At 68.2% G+C, this 23,929-nt stretch carries 18 protein-coding genes and 6 pseudogenes; 10 read left to right on the top strand and 14 right to left on the bottom strand.

The features are described 5' to 3' along the window. Nucleotides 1–60 precede the first annotated feature (60 nt). Nucleotides 61–795, bottom strand: coding sequence for a TetR/AcrR family transcriptional regulator (locus tag IG62_RS0127960; protein WP_030809076.1), 735 nt, complete (start codon nucleotides 793–795; stop codon nucleotides 61–63). A gap of 117 nt (nucleotides 796–912) precedes the next feature. On the opposite strand from IG62_RS0127960, the gene IG62_RS0127955 reads away from it, so the two are divergent. The 3 genes and pseudogenes from IG62_RS0127955 (at nucleotide 913) to IG62_RS42405 (ending at nucleotide 4,647) form a co-directional block, all read left to right on the top strand. Continuing rightward, nucleotides 913–1,509, top strand: a complete 597-nt coding sequence (locus tag IG62_RS0127955) for an NADPH-dependent FMN reductase (protein WP_030809073.1) — start codon at nucleotides 913–915, stop codon at nucleotides 1,507–1,509. Nucleotides 1,510–1,537: 28 nt separating this feature from the next. Further along, nucleotides 1,538–3,106, top strand: a complete 1,569-nt coding sequence (locus IG62_RS0127950; protein WP_324604650.1) for a DHA2 family efflux MFS transporter permease subunit — start codon at nucleotides 1,538–1,540, stop codon at nucleotides 3,104–3,106. 294 nt (nucleotides 3,107–3,400) lie between these two features. Further along, a pseudogene (locus tag IG62_RS42405) lies at nucleotides 3,401–4,647 on the top strand (IS701 family transposase). 204 nt (nucleotides 4,648–4,851) lie between these two features. Here IG62_RS42405 and IG62_RS0127940 read toward each other — a convergent pair. Together IG62_RS0127940 and IG62_RS45315 are read right to left on the bottom strand one after the other, a co-directional pair. Beyond that, a complete protein-coding gene (locus IG62_RS0127940; RefSeq protein WP_030809067.1) occupies nucleotides 4,852–5,385 on the bottom strand; it encodes an SMI1/KNR4 family protein in 534 nt (177 codons plus the stop codon). Between the two features lie 215 nt (nucleotides 5,386–5,600). Continuing rightward, nucleotides 5,601–6,023, bottom strand: a pseudogene (locus IG62_RS45315) (RHS repeat domain-containing protein); the annotation flags it as partial. Between the two features lie 80 nt (nucleotides 6,024–6,103). Between IG62_RS45315 and IG62_RS42395 the strand changes: the two are divergent. Next, nucleotides 6,104–7,225 (top strand): annotated as a pseudogene (locus IG62_RS42395) (IS630 family transposase). A 1-nt stretch (nucleotide 7,226) separates the two neighbouring features. Here the strand turns inward: IG62_RS42395 and IG62_RS0127930 are convergent. The 3 genes and pseudogenes from IG62_RS0127930 to IG62_RS42390 form a co-directional block, all read right to left on the bottom strand. Then, nucleotides 7,227–7,550 carry a hypothetical protein gene (locus tag IG62_RS0127930; protein ID WP_030809064.1) on the bottom strand — a complete coding sequence of 108 codons (324 nt, stop codon included), beginning with the start codon at nucleotides 7,548–7,550 and terminating at the stop codon, nucleotides 7,227–7,229. 313 nt (nucleotides 7,551–7,863) lie between these two features. After that, nucleotides 7,864–8,100, bottom strand: a complete 237-nt coding sequence (locus tag IG62_RS47985) for a hypothetical protein (protein ID WP_199812536.1) — start codon at nucleotides 8,098–8,100, stop codon at nucleotides 7,864–7,866. 34 nt (nucleotides 8,101–8,134) lie between these two features. Continuing rightward, nucleotides 8,135–9,096, bottom strand: a pseudogene (locus IG62_RS42390) (ArsR/SmtB family transcription factor). 219 nt (nucleotides 9,097–9,315) lie between these two features. Between IG62_RS42390 and IG62_RS0127920 the strand changes: the two are divergent. Together IG62_RS0127920 and IG62_RS50290 are read left to right on the top strand one after the other, a co-directional pair. Then, nucleotides 9,316–10,254, top strand: coding sequence for an alpha/beta hydrolase family protein (locus IG62_RS0127920; protein WP_234326771.1), 939 nt, complete (start codon nucleotides 9,316–9,318; stop codon nucleotides 10,252–10,254). Nucleotides 10,255–10,371: 117 nt separating this feature from the next. Beyond that, a pseudogene (locus tag IG62_RS50290) lies at nucleotides 10,372–10,663 on the top strand (helix-turn-helix domain-containing protein); the annotation flags it as partial. 545 nt (nucleotides 10,664–11,208) lie between these two features. On the opposite strand, the gene IG62_RS47420 reads toward IG62_RS50290, so the two are convergent. Together IG62_RS47420 and IG62_RS0127910 are read right to left on the bottom strand one after the other, a co-directional pair. Further along, complete coding sequence (locus tag IG62_RS47420; protein WP_158795132.1) at nucleotides 11,209–11,769, bottom strand: hypothetical protein; 561 nt, start codon at nucleotides 11,767–11,769, stop codon at nucleotides 11,209–11,211. A 9-nt stretch (nucleotides 11,770–11,778) separates the two neighbouring features. After that, complete coding sequence (locus IG62_RS0127910; protein ID WP_051798695.1) at nucleotides 11,779–12,705, bottom strand: alpha/beta hydrolase; 927 nt, start codon at nucleotides 12,703–12,705, stop codon at nucleotides 11,779–11,781. 118 nt (nucleotides 12,706–12,823) lie between these two features. On the opposite strand from IG62_RS0127910, the pseudogene IG62_RS0127905 reads away from it, so the two are divergent. After that, a pseudogene (locus tag IG62_RS0127905) lies at nucleotides 12,824–13,096 on the top strand (transposase); the annotation flags it as partial. A 282-nt stretch (nucleotides 13,097–13,378) separates the two neighbouring features. Here the strand turns inward: IG62_RS0127905 and putP are convergent. Further along, the gene (putP, locus tag IG62_RS0127900; RefSeq protein ID WP_324604649.1) at nucleotides 13,379–14,920 is read right to left on the bottom strand and encodes a sodium/proline symporter PutP; all 1,542 of its coding nucleotides are present in this window, start codon (nucleotides 14,918–14,920) and stop codon (nucleotides 13,379–13,381) included. A 347-nt stretch (nucleotides 14,921–15,267) separates the two neighbouring features. Then, nucleotides 15,268–15,660: a hypothetical protein gene (locus IG62_RS0127895; protein ID WP_030809046.1), complete on the bottom strand. Its 393-nt coding sequence runs from the start codon at nucleotides 15,658–15,660 to the stop codon at nucleotides 15,268–15,270. 416 nt (nucleotides 15,661–16,076) lie between these two features. Here IG62_RS0127895 and IG62_RS0127890 point away from each other — a divergent pair, with 416 nt between their 5' ends. After that, the gene (locus tag IG62_RS0127890; RefSeq protein ID WP_030809043.1) at nucleotides 16,077–17,465 is read left to right on the top strand and encodes an AfsR/SARP family transcriptional regulator; all 1,389 of its coding nucleotides are present in this window, start codon (nucleotides 16,077–16,079) and stop codon (nucleotides 17,463–17,465) included. Here IG62_RS0127890 and IG62_RS43450 read toward each other — a convergent pair. The 4 genes from IG62_RS43450 to IG62_RS49105 form a co-directional block, all read right to left on the bottom strand. Further along, nucleotides 17,440–19,125 (bottom strand): sigma-70 family RNA polymerase sigma factor, encoded by a 1,686-nt coding sequence (locus IG62_RS43450; protein WP_158795131.1) that lies wholly within the window; start codon nucleotides 19,123–19,125, stop codon nucleotides 17,440–17,442. The two genes, IG62_RS0127890 and IG62_RS43450, sit on opposite strands and share 26 nt — an antisense overlap. 270 nt (nucleotides 19,126–19,395) lie before the next feature. Then, a complete protein-coding gene (locus IG62_RS0127875; RefSeq protein ID WP_030809038.1) occupies nucleotides 19,396–20,022 on the bottom strand; it encodes a response regulator transcription factor in 627 nt (208 codons plus the stop codon). Nucleotides 20,023–20,283: 261 nt separating this feature from the next. After that, entirely contained in the window at nucleotides 20,284–20,640 is a 357-nt protein-coding gene (locus tag IG62_RS49110) for an IS110 family transposase (RefSeq protein WP_234326772.1), read from the bottom strand. A gap of 120 nt (nucleotides 20,641–20,760) precedes the next feature. Then, nucleotides 20,761–21,084 carry an IS110 family transposase gene (locus IG62_RS49105; RefSeq protein ID WP_234326770.1) on the bottom strand — a complete coding sequence of 108 codons (324 nt, stop codon included), beginning with the start codon at nucleotides 21,082–21,084 and terminating at the stop codon, nucleotides 20,761–20,763. A gap of 832 nt (nucleotides 21,085–21,916) precedes the next feature. On the opposite strand from IG62_RS49105, the gene IG62_RS0127865 reads away from it, so the two are divergent. Together IG62_RS0127865 and IG62_RS0127860 are read left to right on the top strand one after the other, a co-directional pair. Further along, nucleotides 21,917–22,969, top strand: a complete 1,053-nt coding sequence (locus IG62_RS0127865; RefSeq protein ID WP_158795130.1) for a hypothetical protein — start codon at nucleotides 21,917–21,919, stop codon at nucleotides 22,967–22,969. 32 nt (nucleotides 22,970–23,001) lie between these two features. Next, complete coding sequence (locus IG62_RS0127860; protein ID WP_030809032.1) at nucleotides 23,002–23,727, top strand: TetR/AcrR family transcriptional regulator; 726 nt, start codon at nucleotides 23,002–23,004, stop codon at nucleotides 23,725–23,727. The last annotated feature ends 202 nt before the right edge of the window (nucleotides 23,728–23,929 follow it).

Below are 23,929 nucleotides of genomic sequence, written 5' to 3'. Positions count from 1 at the left end.
AACTAGGTGTGCTGTCCGATGGGTCGGGGCCGGGCCCGGCCCCGACCCATCGGACAGACCCTAGCTGTCGATCCTGACCGCGATCCCGTCGAGTACGCAGTCGAGTCCCGTCTCGAACTGCCAGGCCGCGTCGTCCTTACGCCCGGCCCCGAGCGCGTAGCGCCGGTAGGTCGGGTAGCGGCCGGTCTCCATCAGATAGGTCATCTGGGGTGCGAGTGCGCGGCGCGTTTCGTCGCCGCTGACCCAGCCGTTGTCCTCCATGTACTGGCGTAGCGCCACCTCGGACTGCGCCGCGCCGTGCACATAGGCGGTGACCGCGCGGAAGGCGGCCATCATCGAGTCGGTGTCCATGCCGTGGCCGTCGAGCGCGGCAAGCTGGCGTTCCGCGACCGCCATCCGGTTCGGCGTCAGCACGAAGTGCGGTGTGGGCAGCTGGGCCAGCCAGGGATGCCGCAGCATCATGGCACGACTGGCCAGTGCGTAGGCGCGCAGGACGTCGCGCCAGCCGGTCACCTCGTCGGGTACGGCGAGTTCGGCCGTGACCTGGTCGACCATCAGCGCCCACAGGTCGTCCTTGCCCGAGACATGGCGGTACGCGGCCATGGGTGCGACGCCCAGCTCGGTGGCGAGGCGGCGCATGGTGACGGCGGCGAAGCCCTCGGCGTCGGCGACCTGCACCGCCACAGCGGCGATCTTCTGCGGCGTCAGTGAGGCGCGAGGCGCGGCGGCGGGGCGGTCCATGCGCTCCCACAGCACGGGCGCATCCGCATCTCTGCTCTTCTTCTGGGCTGCCACGAGTGGGCTCCTCTCCGGCTGACCGTTCGTGTACAGCGTATCGCCAGTAGACGACGTACACAGCAACGTGTACGTTGTACGCATCCCAATACGTCGTACACATCAGGGGGATTTCCCATGAGCGAGCAGCCGCAGCAGCTCCACGTAGCGGTCGTCGTCGGCAGCACCAGGGAGGGCCGCTTCGCACCCGTCGTCACACGGTGGATCAAGAGCCACCTCGACCAGCGCGACGACATGAGCGTCGACGTCATCGACCTGGCCGAGACCCCGCTGCCCACCGTCTTCCCGGCCTTCGGTCAGCCACCCGCGTCCGGCACCGAAGAGGCCCTCGCGGAGGTCTCACCGCGCCTGGCGGCCGCCGATGCGTTCGTGTTCGTCACGCCGGAGTACAACCACAGCTTCCCGGCGTCCCTGAAGAACGCCATCGACTGGCACAACGAGCAGTGGCACGCCAAGCCGATCGGCTTCGTCTCCTACGGCGGCATCTCGGGCGGCCTGCGCGCGGTCGAGCAACTCCGGCTCGTCATGGCGGAGTTGCATGCGACCACCATCCGCAACACGGTCAGCCTGCACAACGCCTGGGGTCTGTTCGACGAGGAGTACGCGATGAAGGACACGCAGAGCGACGCCGCGGCCAAGACGATGCTCGACCAACTCGCCTGGTGGGCCCAGGCACTGCGAGACGCCAGGAACGCGCGCCCCTACACCGCCTGATGCAGCGTCAACAACACTGGGGGAAAACATGAATCAGCGTATGGGGCAAGCCGCGCCCAAGACAGCGGAGCCCGGTGCCGACCAGTCGCCGACCGCGCCGCCGGCCATGGCGCCACCGTCGCGCCTCGCCATCCTGGGACTGCTGCTCGGCATCATCCTGGCGACACTCGACGGCACGATCGTCGGTACCGCCCTGCCCACGATCGTCGGCGACCTGGGCGGCCTGGACCACTTCTCCTGGGTGGTGACTGCCTATCTGCTCACCACTGCCGTCTCCACCCCGATCTGGGGAAAGGTCGGCGACCTGTACGGCCGCAAGGGCAGCTACCTGACCTCGATCGCGGTCTTCCTCGTCGGGTCGGTTCTCTGCGGACTCGCCCAGGACATGGGGCAGTTGATCGCGTTCCGGGCACTCCAAGGGCTCGGCGCGGGCGGCCTCTTCGTGGGCGCGCTCTCCCTCCTCGGGACGCTCCTGCCGCCCGCGCAGGCGGGGCGCTCCCAGTCGATGATCGGCGTACTCCTGCCGGTCGCCATGATCGGCGGCCCGCTGCTCGGCGGCTTCCTCACCGACCAGCTGGACTGGCGCTGGGTCTTCTACGTCAACGTGCCCGTCGGCGCCGCCGCACTCCTGATCGTCGGACTCTGCATCCGACTGCGCGGCGACCGCGGCCCGGCCCGCATCGACTTCCTGGGCGCCGCACTCCTCACGGCGGGCGTTCTGGCGCTCACCCTGATCGGAACCTGGGCCGGCGCGGCGTACGACTGGATCTCACCGCAGATCGCGGGGCTCGCCGCACTCTCGATGGGCGCCCTCGGCTGGTTCGTCCACGTGGAGCGACGAGCACACGAACCCATCATCCCGCCGCGCCTGTTCCGCGACCGCAACTTCACGCTCGCCCAGGTGCTGAGCTTCCTGGTGGGCGCGGCGACGCTGGCCGCGGCGAGCCATCTGCCGCAATACATGCAGTTCGTACGGGGCATGTCCTCGACGGAAAGTGGGCTGCTTCTGCTCCCACTGATGCTCGGCATGATGGGCGCGCAGCTGTTCATCGGGCGGGCGGTGGCCAACGGCGGCGGGTACCGCGGGTACCCCATCGCGGGCGGCGCGGTCGCCACGGCGGGCGCCCTGGCCCTGCTCATGGTCGGCGCGGACACCGCCACGGCGGTGGCCTCCGCGCTGACACTCGTCCTCGGCCTGGGCCTCGGCTGTCTGATGCAGCCCGCGATGCTCATCACCATGAACAGCGCGGAGCCCCGCGACATGGGCGCGGCCAGCGGCACCACCACGCTGCTACGGACCATCGGTGGCTCGCTCGGCGTTGCCGTGCTCGGCTCCGTCTACACCGGCCGCATGGCCGCCACCCTCACGGACCGGCTCGGCCGGGACGGGGAGCGGATCACGGGAGGCCACGAAGTGACCCCCGCGGTGCTGCTCGGGCTGCCCGACGGGGTGCGGGACGCCTTCCGTGCCGGGGTCACCGGCGGACTGCACAGCGTCATGATCGGCACGGCCGCGCTGTGTGCCGTCGCCTTCGCGGCCGCCTGGCTGATCCGCGAGGTGCCGCTGCGGACGGCCCCGGGGGCGGCGGACCGTTGATTACCCTGCGGTGGTCGGCCCACTGCCCGCCGGGCTTGCCGTTGGCGGGCAGTAACGCCTCGATCTTCTGCCACTGCGCGTCCGTAAGCTCATGTCGCCGCACCATAAGACGCGCCTGCCCAGCCGAAGCGCTGATCCACCTCCCCAGCAAGAGCCATCAGAAACGGCCTAGTACTCCAGTTGCACTTCGCTATTGCCGCTGGTCAAAGGCTTGTTTTCGAGTGTAGTGAGCTGACTTGCCGTCATGTTGCCGGAGTCCGTGACCGGCGGCGTGTGATCGCTGTTGTGCTGATCATGCAAGATGATGTGCAGCCCGAAGTCTGGGCTTCGGAGCTGGAGGAGGTGCTGCTGCGGGTCGGTCACCGGTTCGGCCGGGTCGATCTGCGGCGGCGGATGCGGGACTACGTGCGCGGGCTGCTCGGTCCTGTCGGCAGGAAGAACGGCTGGCAGCTGGCCGAGTACGTCGGCCATGACGTGCCGGCCGGTCTGCAGCACCTGCTGAACCGGGCCCGGTGGGATCCGGACGAGGTCCGTGACGACCTGCAGGAATACGTCGCCGAACGGCTCGGCGAGCCCGACGGTGTCCTGATCATCGACGAGACAGGCTTCCTCAAGAAGGGCACCACTTCGGCGGGCGTGCAGCGGCAGTACTCAGGCACGGCGGGACGTACAGAGAACTGCCAGGTCGCCGTGTTCGCGGCCTATGCCTCGACGCGGGGCCGGACCCTGGTCGACCGGCAGCTGTACTTGCCCAAGTCATGGACGTCCGACCGGGAACGGTGCCGGGCGGCAGGGGTGCCCGACGGCCGGGCGTTCGCTACCAAGACCGAGCTCGCCCGACACCTGGTCACCCGGGCGCTGGCCTCACTGCTGCCCATCGCGTGGGTGACCGCGGATGCGCTCTACGGCCAGGACTGGCATTCCCGCCGCATGCTCGAGGAAGCCGGAGTCGGCTACGTCGTCGCCGTGCCGAAGTCGCAGCAGGTCAAGTCCCTGGCCGGGTGCTGGCGCATCGACCAGCTCATCTCGGACGCACCTGACGACTCCTGGGAACGGCTCTCCTGCGGCGACGGCGCCAAGAGCCCACGCGTCTACGACTGGACGGCCGCGATGCTGCCGGCCGTCCCGTTCTTCGAGGGTGACGGGCCCTCGCACCGCAGATGGGTGCTGGCCCGCCGCAGCATCGCCTGCCCGGACGAGATCGCCTACTACCTGGCATACGCAGTCACGGGGACCACTGTGAACCAGTTGGTCACCGTTGCCGGCAGCCGCTGGGCGATCGAGTGCTGCTTCCAGAGCGCGAAGAACGAATGCGGCCTCGACCAGTACGAAGTCCGGCGCTACCCGGGCTGGTACCGGCACATCACCTCGCGATGCTTGCTCACGCCTTCCTCGCCGCCATGGCCGCCGCCAACACCGCTGAAAAGGGGGCCGCAGAAACGGATCTTTCCTCGTCCCGCTCAGCGTGGCGGAGATCCGCAAGCTCATGGCAGCTTGCCGCCCTGGAACAGGTCACCGTCAGCGCACACATCACGCCCTGAAATGGTCCTGCTTCCGGCGGCGCCACCAGGCCACCGCCAAACGCTGTCACTACCAACGCCGCACCCGGCATCACGAACTCCGGCAACATGACGGCCAGTCAGCTCACTACACTTGAAAACAAGCCTTTGACCAGCGGCAATAGCGAAGCGCAACTGGAGTACTAGCTTGCCTGCGGAGCGGTTTCGAGATCCGGGTGGTGGCGCTTACACGGCCTGGAGTTGCCGGAACTCGTGGACAGGGAGGGGGAAGCGAGAGGAGAGGATTCCGGAGCGCAGGCCGCCGATGAGGGCGGCGGCCAGGAACTGGGTGCAGGTGTGGGGGAAGTGCTCCCAGCGCTCGCCACGTGCCTCATTGACCATGACGGTCCAGGCATCTGGATGCTGGCCGGGACGGACGAGCCAGTAGAGGCACTCGCCGTTATCGGTGGTGGCCCACGGGATCACTCTGGTTCCTTCGTCTTCGAGTTCGGTCGGCTTCTTCTCGAACTCCCACAGTCCATCTAGTGCCTCTGTTTGCTGCTCTTCCCAGTCGATGAGGTCGTAGTTGTCGTTGGGGCAGGCGGGTTCCAGGACGTAGAGGTAGTCGTCCCAGTTGCTGCCTCCGTAGGTGTATATGAGTTCCTTGTAGTCGGTGGGCAGTTGGGTACCAAGTGCTTGCTCTGCGCTGTCCCAGTCCTTGCTTCGGGGTTCTGCGGGCGGGGGGATGATGTGCGCCAGTTGTTCGAAGGAAGCAGTCATCACGGTGTCCTTATGCCGGGTGCTTGTGGGATCTGACTCGTTGTTGCGTTGCATGGTTTCAGGTCCCTCTCTTTTCGTTCGGCATGAATGTGATGTTGGGTTGGCCGCTGATTCCGGTGCTCTTATGTTGCGTGAATGAGAATCCGTTTAAGAGCCGTGCGCCTCGATGGTCACACCCTTGGGTATTTTGTCTGTTCGTCGTAGACGCCTGTGACGTCGTAGGTGCGGAAGTAGTTGAAGTGGAGTTGGGTCTCGGGGTCGAAGTATTGGCCGGGGATGCGCAGTGGGGTATAGGAGGTTGCGGAGTGGTTCCAGCTTGTGGTGCCCCACAGGGTGGCTCTGGCTTGCCAGGCGACGTTGCCGCTTTCATCGACAAGTTCGGTGGGGGTTCCAACGAGGTCAGTGACGATGGCGAAGAAGCGTTCGTCGATGAGGTGTTGCGGTGTGTCAGGGCGGGTTTCGCGTTCAGTCTGGGCGATGTGGGTTATCCCATCGTGGTCCCAGGTAAGGCTGAGCTCTTCGGCCGATGGCGGGGTGCGGGTGCTTTGCTCTGTGAGGGTGCTGCCCTCCCAGGCGAATCGGGTTTCTTCGAGGACCGTTTCTTGGTCGGCGGCCAGGCGTTGCTTGGCTATTGCTTTGACCGGGATGGTTCGCCGGGTTGGTGGTTCTGGGGGTTGGATGTGCGGTGGCGTCTGTTGATCTGACCGTTGGGGGCGTGGTGGCCGAGCCTGTCCGTGTGCGCAGGTTGACCGACCGGGAGGGGCAGAAGCTGCAGCAGATCGTGCGTCGGGGCAGCACCAGTTCGGTGCGGTTCCGGCGGGCGATGATGCTGCTGGCCTCGGCCGGCGGGAACCGGGTTCCGGTGATCGCCCAGCTGGTGCAGGCGGACGAGGACACCGTCCGCGATGTGATCCACCGGTTCAACGAGATCGGTCTGGCCTGCTTGGACCCTCGTTAGGCGGGAGGCCGTCCCCGCCTTCTTAATCCTGACGACGAGGACTTCGTCGTCCAGACGGCCACCACCCGCCCGACCAAGCTTGGCCAGCCCTTCAGCCGCTGGTCGATCCGGAAACTGGCCGCCTACCTGCGGAGAGTCCACGGCCGTGTGATCCGGATCGGCCGCGAGGCATTACGGTGCCTGCTCGCCCGCCGCGGCATCACCTTCCAGCGCACCAAGACCTGGAAGGAATCCCCCGACCCCGAGCGCGACACCAAGCTCGACCGCATCGAGCACGTCCTGGAACGCTTCTCCGACCGCGTCTTCGCGTTCGACGAGTTCGGCCCGCTCGGCATCCGCCCCACCGGCGGCTCCGGCTGGGCACCTGCCGGGCACCCAGAGCGGCACCCCGCGACCTACCACCGCACCCACGGAGTCAGATACTTCCACGGCTGCTACTCGGTCGGCGACGACGCCCTCTGGGGCGTCAACCGCCGCAAGAAGGGCGCCAACAACACCCTGGCCGCGCTCAGGTCGATCCGCGCGGCCCGCCCAGACGGCGCCCCGATCTACGTCATCCTCGACAACCTGTCTGCCCACAAGGGCGACACCATTCGACGCTGGGCGAAGAAGAACCGCGTCGAGCTCTGCTTCACCCCGACCTACGCGTCATGGGCCAACCCAATCGAGGCCCACTTCGGACCGCTGCGGCAGTTCACGATCGCGAACTCCAACCACCGCAACCACACCGTTCAGACCCGAGCCCTGCACGCCTACCTCCGCTGGCGCAACACCAACGCCCGCCACCCCGACGTCCTGGCCGCGCAACGCAGGGAACGTGCCCGGATCCGCAGTGAGAAGGGTCTGCGGTGGGGTGGCCGGCCCCTGGCTGACGTGGCCTGAGCTACCGCACGGCCCGCACAGACGCCGCGATCTGGACTACGTCCAGATCGACGATCACTTCTTCACCACCCCACTCGCCACGCGAGGTGATCGCCATGCCGATCAACGCCAGCTCGGCTGCATCGTCACGCAGTTCATACTCTTCGCGGCTCTCCTCGCCCATCCTGCCCAATTCCTCACGGTCCCAGGCAGCAACGGCAGACTCCGCCAGGGACCGGGGCAACCGGACCGTGATCCGTGGGACCTGCGGATCGAGATGGGCCCCGATGGCCGCCAGCACCTTCCGGTCCTGCCGATACCGCTCGTACTGTTCACGATCTTCCATGCGCCGAGGGTACGAGCAACGGCTCGAAGCCGGTGAACCAATCCGGCCACGGCACTATGCGCCGGCCGAGTGGGTCGTAGAGGTAGCGCCATTATGTGCCGTCGGGCGTGGTGACGGTGGTGAGGTGATCTTCGGCATCCCAGGTGTAGCGCCAGGTGTCCGCGGGAGAGGCGGGTTTTCTGGCGCAGGATGACGCGGCCTTGAGCGTCGTGTTCGTGTTCGTAGCGGATGTTGCCGGCTCGGGTGATGCGGGTGCCGGTGTAGGTATTCACCTGGGGAAGGATCACTCAAGTCGACTATGAGCCGCCTTCGCTCAGACACCCCGAAGAGAGCTGGCTGTGGTCCTGCGCGACCGGCGCCAGCCCGGACGATGGCGCCAACCGCGGGTTCCGGCCGGGGTCACGCGCTTGCCCTGGTCAGCTGGTTTGCGGCCGTCGCGCAACGCTTCCGGGGAGGGTGGGGCGATATTGCTGCCCTTGATCACTTTGGCGAACTCCGCGTCGAGCCGCTCCTCGCCGATCTTCTGGGCGAACGTGCTCAGGTACGTCACCTTCGTGGCGTGGCTGGCTCCATCTTGTGGCGAACTAGGGCCAGGCGCCCGCAACCAGCGTGCCGAGGGCTGTGCGCTGGTGTGTGACCGAGCAGCCTGCGCGGGTTGTCGTCGCCATGCCCGCCGATCTTTGCGCGGCCGCGTGGGAAGAGGCCGTCGCGTTGCTGACCTGGAGGGCGCGGGCCAGGGATGTCGTGGTGTGAGGGTCGGCGAGGAGGCGCAAGGCGTCGAGCCGTGTGCGGCCCAGGACCGCGGCCAGGGACTCGGCGGAGACGTCCGTGCCCCCCGCGGTGGGCGGGAGCCCGGGACCAGCTGGGTAGGTCAGGACTGCGGGATGGCCCGGGGTGTCCTGGAGAAGCGGGCCCGCCGGGTGGTGGAAGGTAGGCAGCAGAACCAGGCCGCGCCCATCGAGGCGGACGTCGCGGGCCGGCACTGGGCCGGGCCATTCCCACACACCCTCGTGGAGCCGGCTGCCCGGGGCCAGGCCGGTCAAGGTGGCGGCCACGCCGTGCTCGGCGACAGTAAGGGCGTAGCGGGTGAACTCCTCACAGTGCAGATCCTGTACGACGGACGAGACCGGGCGAGGACCGTCTTGAACGCGGCTTGCTGGGCGCGGTGCAGCGTGTGCCAGGCCGTCTCGTCGGCCGCGTGCAGGCCCCGGATCCAGCGAGGGGCGGGCACCGCCCCGTAGACCCGCTCCAGCTCGGATCGGGCGAGACCGGGACTGGTGGCTCGGATCTGTTCGAAGCCGTCGGCCATGGTGTCGCCGACGACGTTGAGGAAGGAGGGCGGGCGGCCCGCCGGGACCAGGTCGGCGAGCGGGCTGGTCGCGGCCGGGAGGGAGCGCAGGATGCGGCCGCGCCACGGCGCGAACAGCGGCCCGCCACGCTGGGTCACGGCTGTGGTCAGGGCGGCGTGCAACTCCTGGTGCGCCGCCGGGCGGGGTGCGAACCGGATACGGGCGAAGTCCTCCGCGGTGAAGTGGACTCGCAGCACCCTCACAGCTCCTCATAGTGGGCCAGCCTTTCGGCCAGGGCCTGAACCTTCGCGTCGTGACGGCCCCGCCTCAAGGATGTTCGTATGACTTCGCGACGCACTCTTCTGAAGGGCACCCTATTCGGGAGTGCCACCGCCCTGCTGCCCACGGCCGCGTCCGCATCTGGTGGCGGTCCCGTCCTCCGGCTGCCCTCGCCCGCCGGCCCGTACCCCGTAGGCATGCAGACGGTCCATCTGACGGACCCGGCCCGGGCCGATCCCTGGGTGGGCGGCGCGCGGGAGTTGATGCTGACCGTCCTGTACCCGGCCCGATCGGTACGCGGCTTCTCTCGGGCCCCGCAGCTCACCCCGGCCGCGGCCCGGGAGTTCGCCGGCCTCGCGCCCCACGTTCATCCGGGTTTGCCGGAACCGGGGGCCGTGGACTGGGGCGCGGTCCTCACCCACGGGTACATGGGCGCGCCCCCGCTGCCCGGGCGGCGGCCGGTGCTGGTGTACTCACCCGGCGGCGGTGACTCCCGCACGCTCGGCACGACCCTCGCCGAGGACCTGGCGAGCCACGGTCGAGTGGTCGTCCTCGTCGATCACCCCGGTGACGCTTCCCAGGTGGAGCTGCCGACCGGACTGCGGACGACCGTCCTGTTCGGGCCACCGGACCCGGCGACCTTCCGCACGATGGTGGACACCCGGATCGCGGACCTCCGCCTGGTCCTGGACCGGCTCAGTGACTTGCCACTCGCCCGCGTCATGGACTCCTGCCGGATCGGCTTGTACGGGCACTCCGCAGGCGGCACGGCGGTGGTGTACGCGGCCCGTGACGACCGCCGGGTCGGCGCGGTGGCCAACCTGGAGGGCTATCTCGACCTGTACCCGACGCCGGCTGGCGTCGAGCAGCCGCTGCTGCTGTTCCGCACCGACGGATTCGAGGGCGCCCCCCGGATCGAGTCGTCCTGGGCGGACCTTCCCGGCCGCCGTGTGCTGCTCCCCGACGCGAACCACTGGGCGTTCACCGACTACGGCTCGCTCATCCCTCAACTCCAGACTTCCGGTCTCGTGACAGCGGCAGCGCGGGCCGCGCTCATCGGCACCGGCAACCCTGCGGTGAAACTCGCTGAGGTACGGCGCCGGGTGGGTACCTTCTTCGCCCGCCATCTGTTGTAAGGGGACTACGAGGCGGCGGCCGGCGGCCTGCTGCGGCCCACAGGGCGTCAGTCGCCTGTCGTCAAACGAAGGCACCCTCAAGTGATCAACGCATCACCCACGGATGAGCACGTGATCGTGGAGGCACAGGTACGTGACTACGGGTTTTCGCCAGCTCAGCAGGATGATATCTGGAGACGCTGGCGCGAGGGGCAGCCGTTCAGCTCGATCGGGCGGGCCTCGGGGCGCCGATGCGGCACGCCCGTCGGTTCCTGTACCAGAGCGGCGGCGTCCGCATTACCCCGCAGACGCGGTCAGAGCGGCATCTGAGCGGCAGCGAGCGCGAGGAGATATCGCCGCGGGAGAATCGGCCCGGCAGCTGGCCAAGCGGCTGGGCCGATCCCCTTCAACTGTCTCCCACGAGTCCGCCAGCAGCCGGGTCGAGCAAGCGCCCATGGTTCCGTAACCGCAACGAGCGCGATCAAAACCGGGGCGCCGTCCAACGCCGTACCTCAGCGAGCGTGGTGGGTGGTGGTGGGGACACTGATGGGTTCTTGGGTCACGTATTCGTTTCAGCAGCGCTCGGCGGAGCGGGCGGATCAGGTGCGCGGCTGGGAACTACTTCGGCGGAGCAGCTTGCCGCGTTCAGCTCTTTCATGGGTATCTTGACGAAATACTGCAAAAGCTTGTACGTGGAGGCCCCGGCCTCCTACTTACGTGGTACCGATCCGCAAAGTGCCATCACACCTTCGGGGGTGCGCGGTGAGGGCGCTATCTGAGCCGGTAGTCCCGCTGCGCGATGTGCTGTAGAGGCGGAACTGCCCGGCGGTGTTCCTCGGAGGACGCAGGTGGCGGTGGGAACCCGCACGCGAAGAGTTCCCGCCCCATTGGGCGGGAACTCAGCTGTTACTGAGTTTGAACTCGTGATGTCGTGACGGGCGTATCGTGGCTTGCTCTGCGAGCTCAGTAACTCGCTCAGAATTTCTGTTGCCTGGCACCAGGAGGAAGGAAGCAGGGGGTGCTGACGGACAGGCGGAGGGTGTTGGGCGGTTTAGCGGTGTCTGCGATGAGGCTGAAATTCTCTGTCTTGTGGCGGCCGTCGAGGACGACCTCGTGAGACTGCGGGCGCTCTTCGTACGAAGAGACCTCTACGCCCCCGTGGTCCTTGAGCGCTGCCCGGAGTTTGCGGACTACTGGAATCTGCTCTTCTCGCGGGACTTCAGCGTACACCGTGTACGTGAGGGTGTAGCGGCCGTCGTCAGCTACCTCATCATTTTGGCCGATGCAGTCCTCGAAATCCGTAAAAGGGCCAAATTTGTTACCCACCTTGACCCCGGCATAATGTGCCATGGATGAGGTGTAGCGCTTCGCCCAGGCCAAAGAGTCCTCGCGGCTCTTACGCGGAAGTGCTTTGTTGGGGTCGCTGGACGGCTGAGACATGCAGGCTCCGGTGACAATAATTACCGCGGCGGTCACTGCGATCAGGCGAGTTCGCCTAAAAAGTGATATCGCCGCCTCAGAGTGTTTTTTCTCCAAGGGATTTCCTTACATGTCGATGGGTGTAGGCGGTGCCTGATTCGGTTTCTGGCCGGCAATGATCCGCCCCTGATTAGCAAGGCTTTCGCTGTTGTCGTCCCAGTAGCCGCTGTGTCCGTGAGTATCAGTTACGAATCGGGTGCCGCCGAAGTCCGCGGTGTTGGGGTCAGGGCCGAGCGTAAGATCCTGCGCTTGACTGATTAGGTCGTCATCGGCGATTCCCGTATAAAAGTGGTGCGGGTCGACGTGGAGATCGGACGCCCGGCCCACCGTCTCCCCCGGACTGCCGACGACGGAAATACTGTCGGCGTCGAGGCCCTTCCCGCCAGCGTCCGCGTCGCCGACCACCGTGGCGCCATAGCTGTGTCCCAGCACCGTCATATGCGCACGGTCCGACCCTTCAAGCGAGGCGCGCAGGCCGCGGGTGAAATCCCGCAAGTCCGGAGCCGCGTCGTCGGCACGACCGGTGCCGGCAACGGCGAGATTCGGGGCATCATCACTGGGGATTTCCGGAGCGTCGTAACCGAGCCAGTAGACCATCGAGGTGTTCGCCGACGGATCGGCCCGCTCGGCCGACCTCTGCAGCTTCTCGATCCGCGACAGCTGGCCTCCGGTCGAGTTCATGTCCGTGGCTGTGCCGGGCACCTGCACACCGACGTTATCAGCGGTGTCCGGATTTCCCATGGCGATGACGGCCTTACCGTCATCGAATCCGTTGAAATCCAGCAGGTAGAGCTTCTTGTTTCCCGTGGCGCCGTCACGTTCGTCGAGTTCGGCCTTCAGGACCTCAAGGTTGTGACGGTTTTCCGGAATGCCGGGGAGGGCCTGGTCGCTGCCGCTGACGAAATTGAGCTGCTGATTCAGCGCGAGCCGGTTCGCATCGTCACGGACCATGCTGGGCAGGCCGTTCGTCTTGCCGATCTGCTCCGGATACATCGTGGCGTACTCCTGGCGCGATGCTTCGTCGAGGCCCTTCCACCAAGCAGCCGCGTCCTTAGGGTCCTTGGGGATCTACGGCCCCTTGACGCCCAGGTCCTTCATGGCCTGCTGGGGCTTCCCTTCCCGACACTCCCACGTCAACCAAGCCTGGCTGGAGCTGTCCCTGACCGCCCTCGACCTGCTCCCTTGGGCACGCATCCTGCTGCTGGAGGGCGAACTGGCAGCAGCCGAGCCCAAGAAGCTCCGCTACCGGCTGCTGCACGCAGCCGCCCGCATCACCCGCGGCGGACGCCGCATGCACCTGCGGATCGCCGCGACCTGGCCCTGGCGAAACGAGCTGACCAACGCATTCGCCCGCCTAGCGGCGCTGCCACGGCCTGCCACCTGAACGTCGGCACCGTCCCTGCACGCCCACGACCCGAGGAACCCTGGAGAACCCGACCCGCGCGTCGGGCCTCGACCATGCCTGCCCAGCAGCCAACAACCAAAACCCCACTTCACAGCCATCACTCCAGATCAGCCACCGAAGCGAAACGGGGAGGCTAGACAGTGGCCCCGGTTTCGCCGGGGCCACTGTCACCGTCCAGAGGCTGAGCAGCAGATCACTGCGTCAGGGCGCGCGGAGGCGTCTGGGTGCGGATCAGTCGCAGCAATCGGGCCATGGATCTCCTCAGGATGGCTGGGTCTGCGGCGGTGCGTCAGGAGCGGCTCGACCGGTGGACTCGGCTGTCCAGGAGCGGCGCGGAGGGCGACCGACGAAGGTTCCGAAGAGCAGCGCTGCCGTTGTGGCCGCGAGTACGCCCGGCACCATCTCGTAGATTCCGGTCCGGAGCGGGCCGAGCAGCGGGTCGATGTGCTTCCACAGGATGACCGTGAGCGCGCCCGTGACGATGCCGGCGGTCGCTCCCGCCTTGGTCATGCGCGGCCAGTAGAGCGAGAGCAGGAACACCGGGCCGAAGGCCGCGCCGAAGCCGGCCCAGGCGTGGGCGACGATGTCCAGGACGCTGCCTCCGCTGAGCGCGATCACATAGGCGACCAGCGCGACGCCGACCAGCGCCGCATGTGTCACCGTCACCAATGTCGCGTCCGTGGCCCGCCGGTTGCGCAGCGCGCGGAAGAAGTCCTCGGTGACGGAGGTCGCCGTCACCAGCAGCTGGCTGTCCGCGGTCGACTTGATCGCGGCCAGCACCCCCACGTACAGCACACCGGCGAACCAGGGATCGACCGACTGCTTGACCAGTTCGATGAAGACCATCTCCCGGTCGCCGACCGAGGTGCGGAGCGCGGCGATACCGAGGAGTCCCACGAGGCTCGCGCCGGTCAGCGAGAGGACGACCCACCCCATGGCGATACGCCGGGCGAGAGGGAGGTCGTGCGTACTGCGGATGGCCATGAAGCGGGCCAGGATATGCGGCTGCCCGAAATAGCCGAGCCCCCAGGCGAGCAGGGAACTCACCGCGACGAGACCCAGCGGCTCGCCCGCGCTCCACCGGCCGTCGGCGAAACCGGGCTTCGCCCCCATATCGAGCAGTGCCGGGCTCTTGTCGGCGATCGCATGGTGCACCGCGCAGAGGCCGTCGAGGTGCCCGATGATGACGACAGGGAGGACGCACGCCACGAAGAGCATCAGCGCGCCCTGCACCACATGGGTCGTGCTCACGGCGCGGAAGCCGCCGAGGAGGGAGTAGATGACCATCACCACGGCGATGACGGTGAGACCGAAAGCGAAGTCGACGCCGAAAACCTGGTGGAAGAGCACACCGCCCGCCACGAATCCGCTCGCCACGTAGAGGGTGAAGAACACGACGATGACGGTCGCCGAGAGCATGCGAAGAATCCCGCTGCGGTCCTCGAACCGTTCTTCGAGGTACGCGGACAGAGTCACCGAGTCGTTGGCACGTTCGGTGTAGGTGCGCAACCGCGGTGCGACGAAACGCCAGTTGAGGTATGTGCCGATGATGAGGCCGACGGCGATCCACGTGGCCCCGATTCCTTCGGCGTACACGGCGCCCGGAAGGCCGATGAACAGCCAGCCCGACATATCGCTGGCCTCTGCCGACAGGGCGGTTACCAGGGCGTTGAGCCGTCGGCCGCCGAGCGCGAATTCTCGGAAGCTGTCGGTCTCCCAGTAGGCCCAGACACCGATGATGATCATCACGATGATGAAGATCCCGAACACCATCATCGCTGGTGCGGCGGTCTGTAGCTCCACCCGATTCTCCCTCGGCGCACAGCGGCAGGGTTGGCCACGGCCGTCTTCGGCCGCGGTGGTTCTCGGCCGCGGCGAGCAACTCCCCCTGCCCGGGCTGCTCAACTCCGCTGCCTTTTCTGCTCGTTGATGTCGCGGCCGCCCCGCCCCGCTCCGGTCGGCAGTGGGACCGAAGAGGGACGGGACGGCTGGTGCGGCCCGCCCGCCGGCGAAGGGCGGGCCGTGCCGTCCTCCGGGGGAAGGGAGAGGACGGCGTCCAGGGGGTGTCCGTGACCGTGTGTCGTACGGCCGCGGGACCTGGCAGGCCAGCGGCGAACCGCTCGGTTGGGCGGCGGTCGAGCCGTCTCGTCTCACGGGCCTCGGAACGGTGCGACCGCGACCTCGATGGCCCGGCGCAGCGCCTGGACGTCGGTGATCAGCCGTCCGTCGGTGAGGCGGATCCGCCAGTGCGGTCCCGGCCCTTCGACGCGATGCGGCGGCGGGACGACGAGGTGCTGGGTCACGCTGAGCGGACGGGTGCCCGGGACGTCCCACCCGGTGGTCGCCCCCTCGCGGACGAACCAGTAGACGGCGGGTTCGTACGGGTCCTCGATCACCGCGCCGCTGCGGGTCCCCAGGATCGCCAACGCGCGTATGCCGATGCTGCGCGGCACTCGGACCGCGTCCCAGTCGATGCCAGCGGCCCGTAACTCGCAGCCCCCGACGGTCCGCAGAGCAGAGAGTCCTTGTGTCTCGGTGTACATGGGTAGCGGCTCCTCACCGTCTTCGTCGCGCAGGGCCGATGTCCGGACCGGTCGTCGTCTTCCCAGAGCAGAGGGGCGCGCAGGACAAGGCGTCGTCCCTCCTGCGCGGTCACCGGCCGCATCGACCGCCGGTCACATGGTCGGCGTCCGGAACGCGCTTCCGCAGCCGCGATCGGGGCGGATTTCGGGGTAGCCGAGCCGCATGAAAGGGCGCTCGCCGGCCGATGCCGCCCTTGGTGACCGTTGGGCGAGGTCGCCAAGGGAGCCTCTCCAGCCGCGCGGGGCGGCCCCGCGCGGGTCCGGCGGCGGCACCGGAAAATGTTGGAGTTCTCCCGTCATAGCGCCGCATCGGACGTCTCTGAATAGGTGTGGACACGAACTGTGCAGCACAACCGGGACAGCAGAAGGATGCCGACATGCGAAAGCCTGACGCGCCCTCGTCCAGGGGCCACCTCGCCGATGGCACGGGCGGCCACCACGCCACCGGACCAGAGGCGAGCGACCGGTCCAAAGCCGACGCCGGGCTGCGGCTACTGCGGGTCGCCCTCCGCCTCCTCCACGAGGCGGACGGCGGCGACGAGGTCACCGTCCGGGCAGTGCGCCGCTTGGCTTCTTCCCTGGCCGGCGTCTGCTGTGAAGGCTGCGGCCGGAACCCGGCCTCGCCGACCTGGTGCCGTCGCGCGACGGATGCCCACCTGATCCGCTCCTGGACCCGGGAACTCCTCGCGCTGCTCGATGGCGACGAGGACCCACCGGGCCTCACACCCGACGCCGTACGGAGCGGGCACCCGGTGAGCGTCGAGGATGCCGGCGCGCCGCTCACGGTCCGGCACCCCGACGGCGAGCGGCGTCACAGCTCACGGCACGCCATCCCGCCCCGCTCCACCAGCGCATTGCCGGCCGCCGTCCCGAACGGCCCGATCGGCCGATGGCACCCGCTGCCGGCCTCCGCCCACACCGACGAGCGGAACCCCCGGGTGGCGATCAGGTGCTTCGGCGGATTCCGGATGACCGTGGGTGACCTGGTGATCGACTGGACGAGAGTCCGCCCCCGCGCCCGCGCCGCCATGCGGCTGCTCACCATGCGTGCGGGCCGGCCCGTACACCGGGAGGCGCTCATCGAGGCTCTCTGGCCGGACATGCCGCCCAAGTCGGCCACGGCCAATCTGCAAGTGGCCGTCTCCAGCCTGCGTAATCTCCTGGAACCCGACCGGGATCTCGGCAAACCACGACTGGTGGTCCGTGTCGGTGACGCCTACCTGCTCAACCTGCCGGTCGGCGCCTACCTCGACACGCTGGCGTTCCAGACCGCGCTGACCCGGAGCAGGCAGGCGAAGGCCGCCGGGGACAGCGTCTCGGCCGTACAGGGCCTGCGGGACGCGCTCGCCCAGTACCACGGTGAGCTGCTCCCCGAGGACGGCCCCGCCGAATGGCTGCAGCAGGACCGCGAGACGTACCGGCACCAGGCAGCCGACGCCGCCGCGGAACTCGCCGCCGCCGAGCTCCAGGCCGGCAACTCGCAGGAAGCCGTGGCCGCAGCCCAGAAGTGCCTCGCCGTCGACCGCTTCCACGACACGGGGTGGCACCTGCTGCTGCGTGCCTACCACCGCATCGGCGCACCCGCCGCCGCCGAGCAGACCCGACGGCGGTACCTCGCCACGCTCGCCTCGCTCGGCCTCGACGCCGACGAACGGGCTGCGTGCGTCGCCCAGCACACCCGCCGGTCGCGCCGCCCCGACCGAGGCGAGGTGGCGGACCTGCCGGTCGCGGCCGGACGGCTCAGTTTCCCGGCTGACTGGCAGTGACCTTGACGTCGTCGACGGTCGGTCCGCAAGGGCTGGTCGGATCGCTGGTACTGGCCAGCCGCAGGGTGGCCCGGTCGCCGGTCGCGGTGAAGCGCACGGTCTCCGGCCGCCACCCCATCGCGGCGGCGGAATGCCCGGTGGTGTCGAAGGAGAAGCCCTTCGAGACGCCGGCGACCTGGACGGTCAAAGATCTCACGACGTTCCCGCAGCTGGGGTTGCCGGCCAGGTAGAAGCTCACGACGTACTGCGCGGCGGGCTTGGTGGCGATGCTCTGGCTGATCGCCCCTGCTGTGGACCCGGGCTGATCACCGTTCATATCGAGGGACTGCGCGCCGGTCGCCGGCTGCCACCCCTTCGGACCGGTGAGGTTCACCGAGTTCTCGACCCGCCATGCTCCGATGAACTGACCGTCCCGGTACGGGATATGTGGCGCGTCACCGACCGATGGCGACTCGAAGGCGCCGTCGTTGAGCTTGGGGTTCGGAACGGGCTCGGGGCCGTGGGACGGGGTGGTGGACGGAGCGGGGCTGGACGGCTCCTCGGGCGTGTGCTTACCGGGCGCCCCCGGATCCGGCTGCGGACCCGGCTCGGCCCTGTGACCGCCCCGCCGCCGCGGGGCCGTCAGCAGGGGCGGCGTCTCGCCGGGTGCCGTGGGCTCGGGTGGTGCGGAGGCGGTGTGGGGCCTCGGGGTGGAACCGGGCTCGGTGGCGGGGGCTCTGCCTGCCCTTCCGGGGTGCTCGGTGGAGCTACCCGGCACGAGGAGCACGCCGGCCACCGTGAGAGCGGCGACGACGGCGGCCATCGTCGTGACGGCGACCGCGGCGCTCGATGAACCATCGCCGCCCGCCATGCCCCCACCGAGTCCGGCGTCGTTCCTCGGGTCGGCCGGCTCCCCCGCACCGTCCGGTGACGCGTCAGCCAGTGAGGCGAAGTACCCGGCGAAGAGCGGTCCCAAGATCAGCGGACCCATGACGCCGCGCAAACGCCCGGAAATCTCCCGCAGTTCAAGTAAGAGCAGCGCACAGCGGTCGCACTCGGCGAGGTGCGCCTCCACACTCCGTCGAGCCCGCTCACCGAGCGACCCACGGACATAAGCAGCCAGCTTCGAAGCACACCCGCGGCACTCCCGCTCCACCTTCTCCGCCGACAAATGCGCCTGCAAATACTCCTTACGCAGACCCTCACGCGCACGGAGGGCCAGCGCGGCGACCCCATTGGCCGATAACCCCAGATGCTTCGCCACCTGGGCCGGGCTCTCCCCCTCCACCGCGGTGTGCCACAGGACCGCCTGCCAACGCTCAGGCAACGCCGCGAACGCCCGCGCCACCAGCGACGATTCCAGATCCGCCTCCACCGGATCCTCGAACGGAATCTGCGGCGCCAGACTCTCCAGCTCCGGCGAATTCGGCACGTCCCGCTTCGCCCTCGCCACCTTCCTCACCGCGATCCGACGCACCGTCGTCAACACATACGGCCGAAACGCCTCCCGCGGACCGCCCCCCGCCCGCACCGCACTGAGCACCTGGGTGAAACCCTCCGCCGCGATGTCCTCCGCATCCGCCGGAGTCGAGGCATAGAGCCCGGCCAGCCGCCTGGCCGACGCCGAATGGCGCTCGTACAGCACACCGAAAGCGGCCTCGTCGCCGGCCCGGGCACGCACTATCAGTTCCGCGTCACACTGCTCGCCCCGCCCACCGGGCCCCGGCTCCCCGCACTCCCCCGGCTCCCGACCCTGCCCCGGCTCAACCACCATCGCCACCCACAACTCCGCACCCAACCGGACACGCCACCCCGCCGCTTCAGGCACGGATTCCATTCAGCGGGAGGCGTCGTCCGAGAGACCCTAGGGGCAGCGCTCAACGTCGTCCCGCGTTCCGCGTAATTCGCCCCATGAGGCGACGCTCCGGGGCGGGATCGGGGAACGTCTCCCTCAGATCAAGCCGTTGCGCATGGCGTACGCCACGGCATGGCATCGGTTGCGGAGTTGAAAGCGATTCTGGAAGTCGTGGAGGACCTGCTTCACCGTCCGCGCGGAGTAGGCGACCGCGGCCGCGATCTCGTCGGTGTCGAAGCCCTCGGCGGCCAGCCGCAGCACCTGGACCTCCCGCTCCGTGAGGCTGTTGAAGTTCAGGCCGCGCGGCCCCAGCACCTGGCGCTGCACCCGCCCGACCTGGTCGAGCAGCCGGCCCAGCAGGTCAGGGGGTACGGCTCCCTCCCCCGCCGCCGCCGACCGCAGCACCGTCACCAGTCGTTCCGGTGTGGCCTCCCGGCGGCGGACCACCCCCATCACACCCGCCTCGACCACCGGCACCAGGTCGGACTCGTCGATCTCCGGGGTGACCAGCACCAGTCGGGCCTCGCCCATCTGGGCCGCGACCGACCGCAGGACCTGCGGGGTTTCCTCGGTCACGGCGCCGGTGACGACCACGGTGACTCTCGCCTCGTCCATCTCGTCGGCGCCGAGCACCCGCACCTCCGGTCGCGGTCTGAGCTCCGCGGTCACTCCGAGCTGTGAGATCTGGTCATCCGCGCGGATACACACGGGAATGCGGTCCATCCATGCTCCTCGACAGGCACAGGACGCCGTCGGTCATGCGGCGTCTCGGAGGGCAAGCATCCTCATCCCGCTGGGCGTCCACCTAACACGCACTTAACGCACGGTTGTCACTTCGCCCTCCCCCGCATCAGCAGCCGATCCCACTGGTCACGGCCCCGAGATGCACGGCGCGCGCACCCACCGGTCTGCGCCGCCGTCCCGGTACGAGCGCCCGCCCGCGCGCCGTGAGCCGATGCGCGAGCGGCCCTTCACCGACTGCCCCTACGACGGGGGTTGCGACTGCACAGGTCTGACCAGGTGGAAGACCTCCCGGGCCGCGTAGCGCTTGAGGCTGCGGACTATCTCGCGCCGAGTTTTGCCCTCCTTGCTGCGGCGTTCGTAGTACTCCTGGGTGCGCGGGTCGACACGCAGGCGCGTCTGCACGATCCGGTGCAGGGCCGCGTTCACTTGCCGGTCGCCACCCCGGTAGAGGCGACGGTACTGCCGACTGCCCGAGGAACGCTCGACCGGGCTGACCCCGCACAGCGCCGCGAACGGCGCCTCACGACCCAGGCGTTCCGAGTTGTCCCCGATCGTGATCAGCAAAGTGACGGCCGGGTCCGGACCGATGCCCACCACCTCGAGCAACTGCGGAGCGTGGCGCTCCATCAGCGCCGGCCTCGTGGTTTGCGCTGTCGTCGAGGAGCCCTGCGCAGGTGCGGAAGAGCTCTGCGTTGCCCAGCCCGGCCAGTTGCTCCCTCAGCTGCGGATCGGCACGGATGAGGACGGCCTTGAGCTGGTTGATCGCCTGGGGGCGGGCCTTGACCGCCGAGTCCTTGGCCAGCTTGTACATCCGGGCGATCTCCACGGGCCCATCGCCCGCCTTGGCCTGAGCGCACGCCGTCCGCTCAGCACCGCCCGGGCCGCGTTCTCGGCATCGAGCGGGTCCGACTTGCCGCGCCGACGGCGGTCGGCTCGGTCGAACCGATTCATATCGAAAACGTCCACGCCTTGGGCCAGCAGGTAGCGGGACAGGGCCGCCCCGAAGGAACCGGTACCTTCCGCTCCGGCCCGGCGCACCATACCCGACGCCCTGGCCCACCCCAGCAGGTCTCGGTATCCAGCCGCGGTGGCCGGGAAGCCGAACCCGCAAGGCCAACGACGAGGACCGCGACCGGCATTGGACGCGCTGCGGCGTCCACACCATCCGGATCGCCCATGAACACACCAGCCATGTCACTGAACTCAAAGAGCGGCTCCGCAAAGACCTCGGTCGGCCACTCTTCCCAACTCGCTGATCTGCGCAGCCGACGCCATCGCCACACGCGGACACGAGCAGCCGGGTTGCAGCCACCTCACCCTTCGGTGTCCGCTCGCGCGAACGACTTGCGTGACCGGCGGGCAGCAGCACGGGTCCAGGCGCCGGGCAGGGCGTAAAGAGGAGGGTCCGGAAGACGTCCCACCCCGGTGCCTCGCGCAATGCGGCACGGAACCCCGCTGCATCCCAGCAGGAGCGGGCCAAGCCGGCTGCGGGCTGGAGTTCCCCCGCAGTCGCGGGAGCGGGCCAGCAACATCGGCGTGGACGTTCCGTTCTCTGCATCGCGCGTCAACGCACTGTGCCTGAGCCGGTGCAGGGCCCAGTCGCCCAGGTCCTCGATGTCCTCGGGTGAGGCGAGCGGGTTCGCCAGCAGCCGGGAGTTCTCCTCGGAGATCTCCTCGGCCCGGCATGAGGAAGCCGGGCCCGGCCGGTCTCCGGGCACACGTCGAGCGTCGGTATCCCGGACGCTCACGCCAAGGCCGGCCCTCGTGGTGCTCGCAACTGGAGAAGGATCTTAAACGTGCGCTATTTTGTAAAGCCCCTTTAACCGAGGGCTAGTTGGGCCGCGCAATTCGAACACTGGGAGGAAGAGCAGTGGTGGAGCTCGGCATTCTGGCGGGGGCAGCCGTCGGCATCGCGGGAGACTTTCTGGCCGGCGTAGTCCAGAACATGGCGGCTGGCGCCGTAACTGACATGGTGAGGCAGCGTCTGCGGTCAACTGATGACGGCACGAGCGCGTTGGAGGGGCTCGAAGGGGCCCCGCAGGATTCCGGGCGACGGATGGAGGCGGCGGGCGTGCTCGCCGGCGCTGCTCAGGGTGACTCTTCGTTCGCGCAGGCGCTGAGTGATGCGGTGAACTCCTGCCATCGGGAAACCAGCCAGGGCACTGCCACGTCCGGGTCGCCGCACCACCAGGTCAACATCAGCGGTGGAGGCGTCAGCGGGAAGGGCCATCAGGTCGCCGGCGGCAACATCGACAACAGCAAGAAGCGCAACATCCGCATCGGCATGGGTGCGTTCGCCGTCCTGGTCGTCGGCCTCGGCGGCTACGGAATCACGCAGTGGGTCGGCGACAGCGGGTCAGAAATTGGCAGGTCGTCTGTCGCCGGGGCTGGGGGCGGCCTGCCAAGTGACGGTATGAGCGAACCCGAAGCACCGGTCTCCAAAACACTCTCGTACGACCTGCAGCGTCGCATCCAGGGCGATGATTTCACGCACCGATCACGCGGATCGCTCGTGACCACGCCCGGCACTCCCATGTCGAGTCACCCAGCCTGCCAATTGAACGCCCCGTCGGGCACCTCGATCGTCCCAGTGACGATCCAACTCACGAACACCAACTCCGCCGAGTGGGAACACGAGTCAGGCAGTGAGTACGAGGCCGAGACTGTGGCGGTCACCGCCGAGGCGCCCAAGGGAACCGCCACTTACCTTCACGTCCCCGAGGAGGGACCCGCCGCCGAGGGGCTCAGGCGCGGTGCATGTATCAACGGAGGCTCGCTAGCATCTCGGTATGAGCCCGGTGGGTCCAGAACGGTCGACCTCCTGCTATGGGGAGTTCCCCAGGGAAAGAAGACCGAGATCGCCCTCAAGGTTGACGCTTCGAACTTCGAAGGGCACAAGGTCTTCAAGTTCACCGTTCGGGGCTAACACAGCACACACAAGGAGTGAGGGGCGGGCGGATGACGGCACCGGGGCGTCGGGAACGACTGCGCGCTCAGATGTCTGCGGAAGTGCGGTCCGCTGCTCGCCGTGTCATCGCGCACCAGGGCGTCGATGCCCTGACCCTTGCTGAGATCGCGCGGCGTGTCGGCGTGACCCCCGCCGCGCTCTATCACCACTTCGAGGGCGGACTCCCGGAGATCGTGTACCAGGTCGCCGAGGACATCGTTGACGAACTGGTGCAAGCCCTTCAGTCCGCAGCCGCTTCTCACCCCGAAGCCAACTTCGCGATGCGGATGATTGAACCGGTGCGTGCGCTCCGCAGCTGGGCGATAACGCACCAGCCTGAATTCAACCTGCTGTTCGGCACACCATCGGCAGCGGCCGGTGACGCCCACGGAGAGCTGACAAGCGCCTGGGTGCGGCGACTTGCCGCTGTCTGGGGTCCAGTTTTCGTGCAACTGTGGGCGGAGCGCCCGTACCCGGTCCTCGCTGAGGATGAGATGGATCCGCGACTGCGGCAGCAGATGCTGGATTACCGGAAAGACACCGGTGTGGACCTTCCTCCCGGCGCGATGGTGGTGATGCTGAGCTGCTGGCGGTCGCTCTACGGCCAAATCGCACTGGAGGTCTTCGGGCACTTTGCCCCCCTCTTCTCCGACCAGGAGCCCATGTTCGAGCTGCTCATGCAGGAACTGGTGCGGGGGATGGGCCTCGAAGATCAGTATCAGCCGCCGACCCGATAGCCGGCAGCTTGGAAGCGCGGGCCGGATCAGGCAGCCTGGCCAAAGCCCACAGCGGTCTGGCCCGTCTCGCGCAGCGCGGGTGAAGTCGACGTCGAGCTTCGGGCCGTACGCCTCCGGTTCCATGCCGACCTCGTGCGTGCGGAACTCCTCGAACCGCTTGATGTGCTCGGTCAGGTACGGCGAGACGTGCGCCAGGTCCTCG

This window comes from Streptomyces sp. NRRL S-337 (assembly GCF_000720175.1).
GTDB classification, from domain to species: Bacteria; Actinomycetota; Actinomycetes; order Streptomycetales; family Streptomycetaceae; genus Streptomyces; species Streptomyces siderophoricus.
Note: the sequence above shows the minus strand (reverse complement) of the source record. Positions and strands in the feature narration are given on the sequence as shown.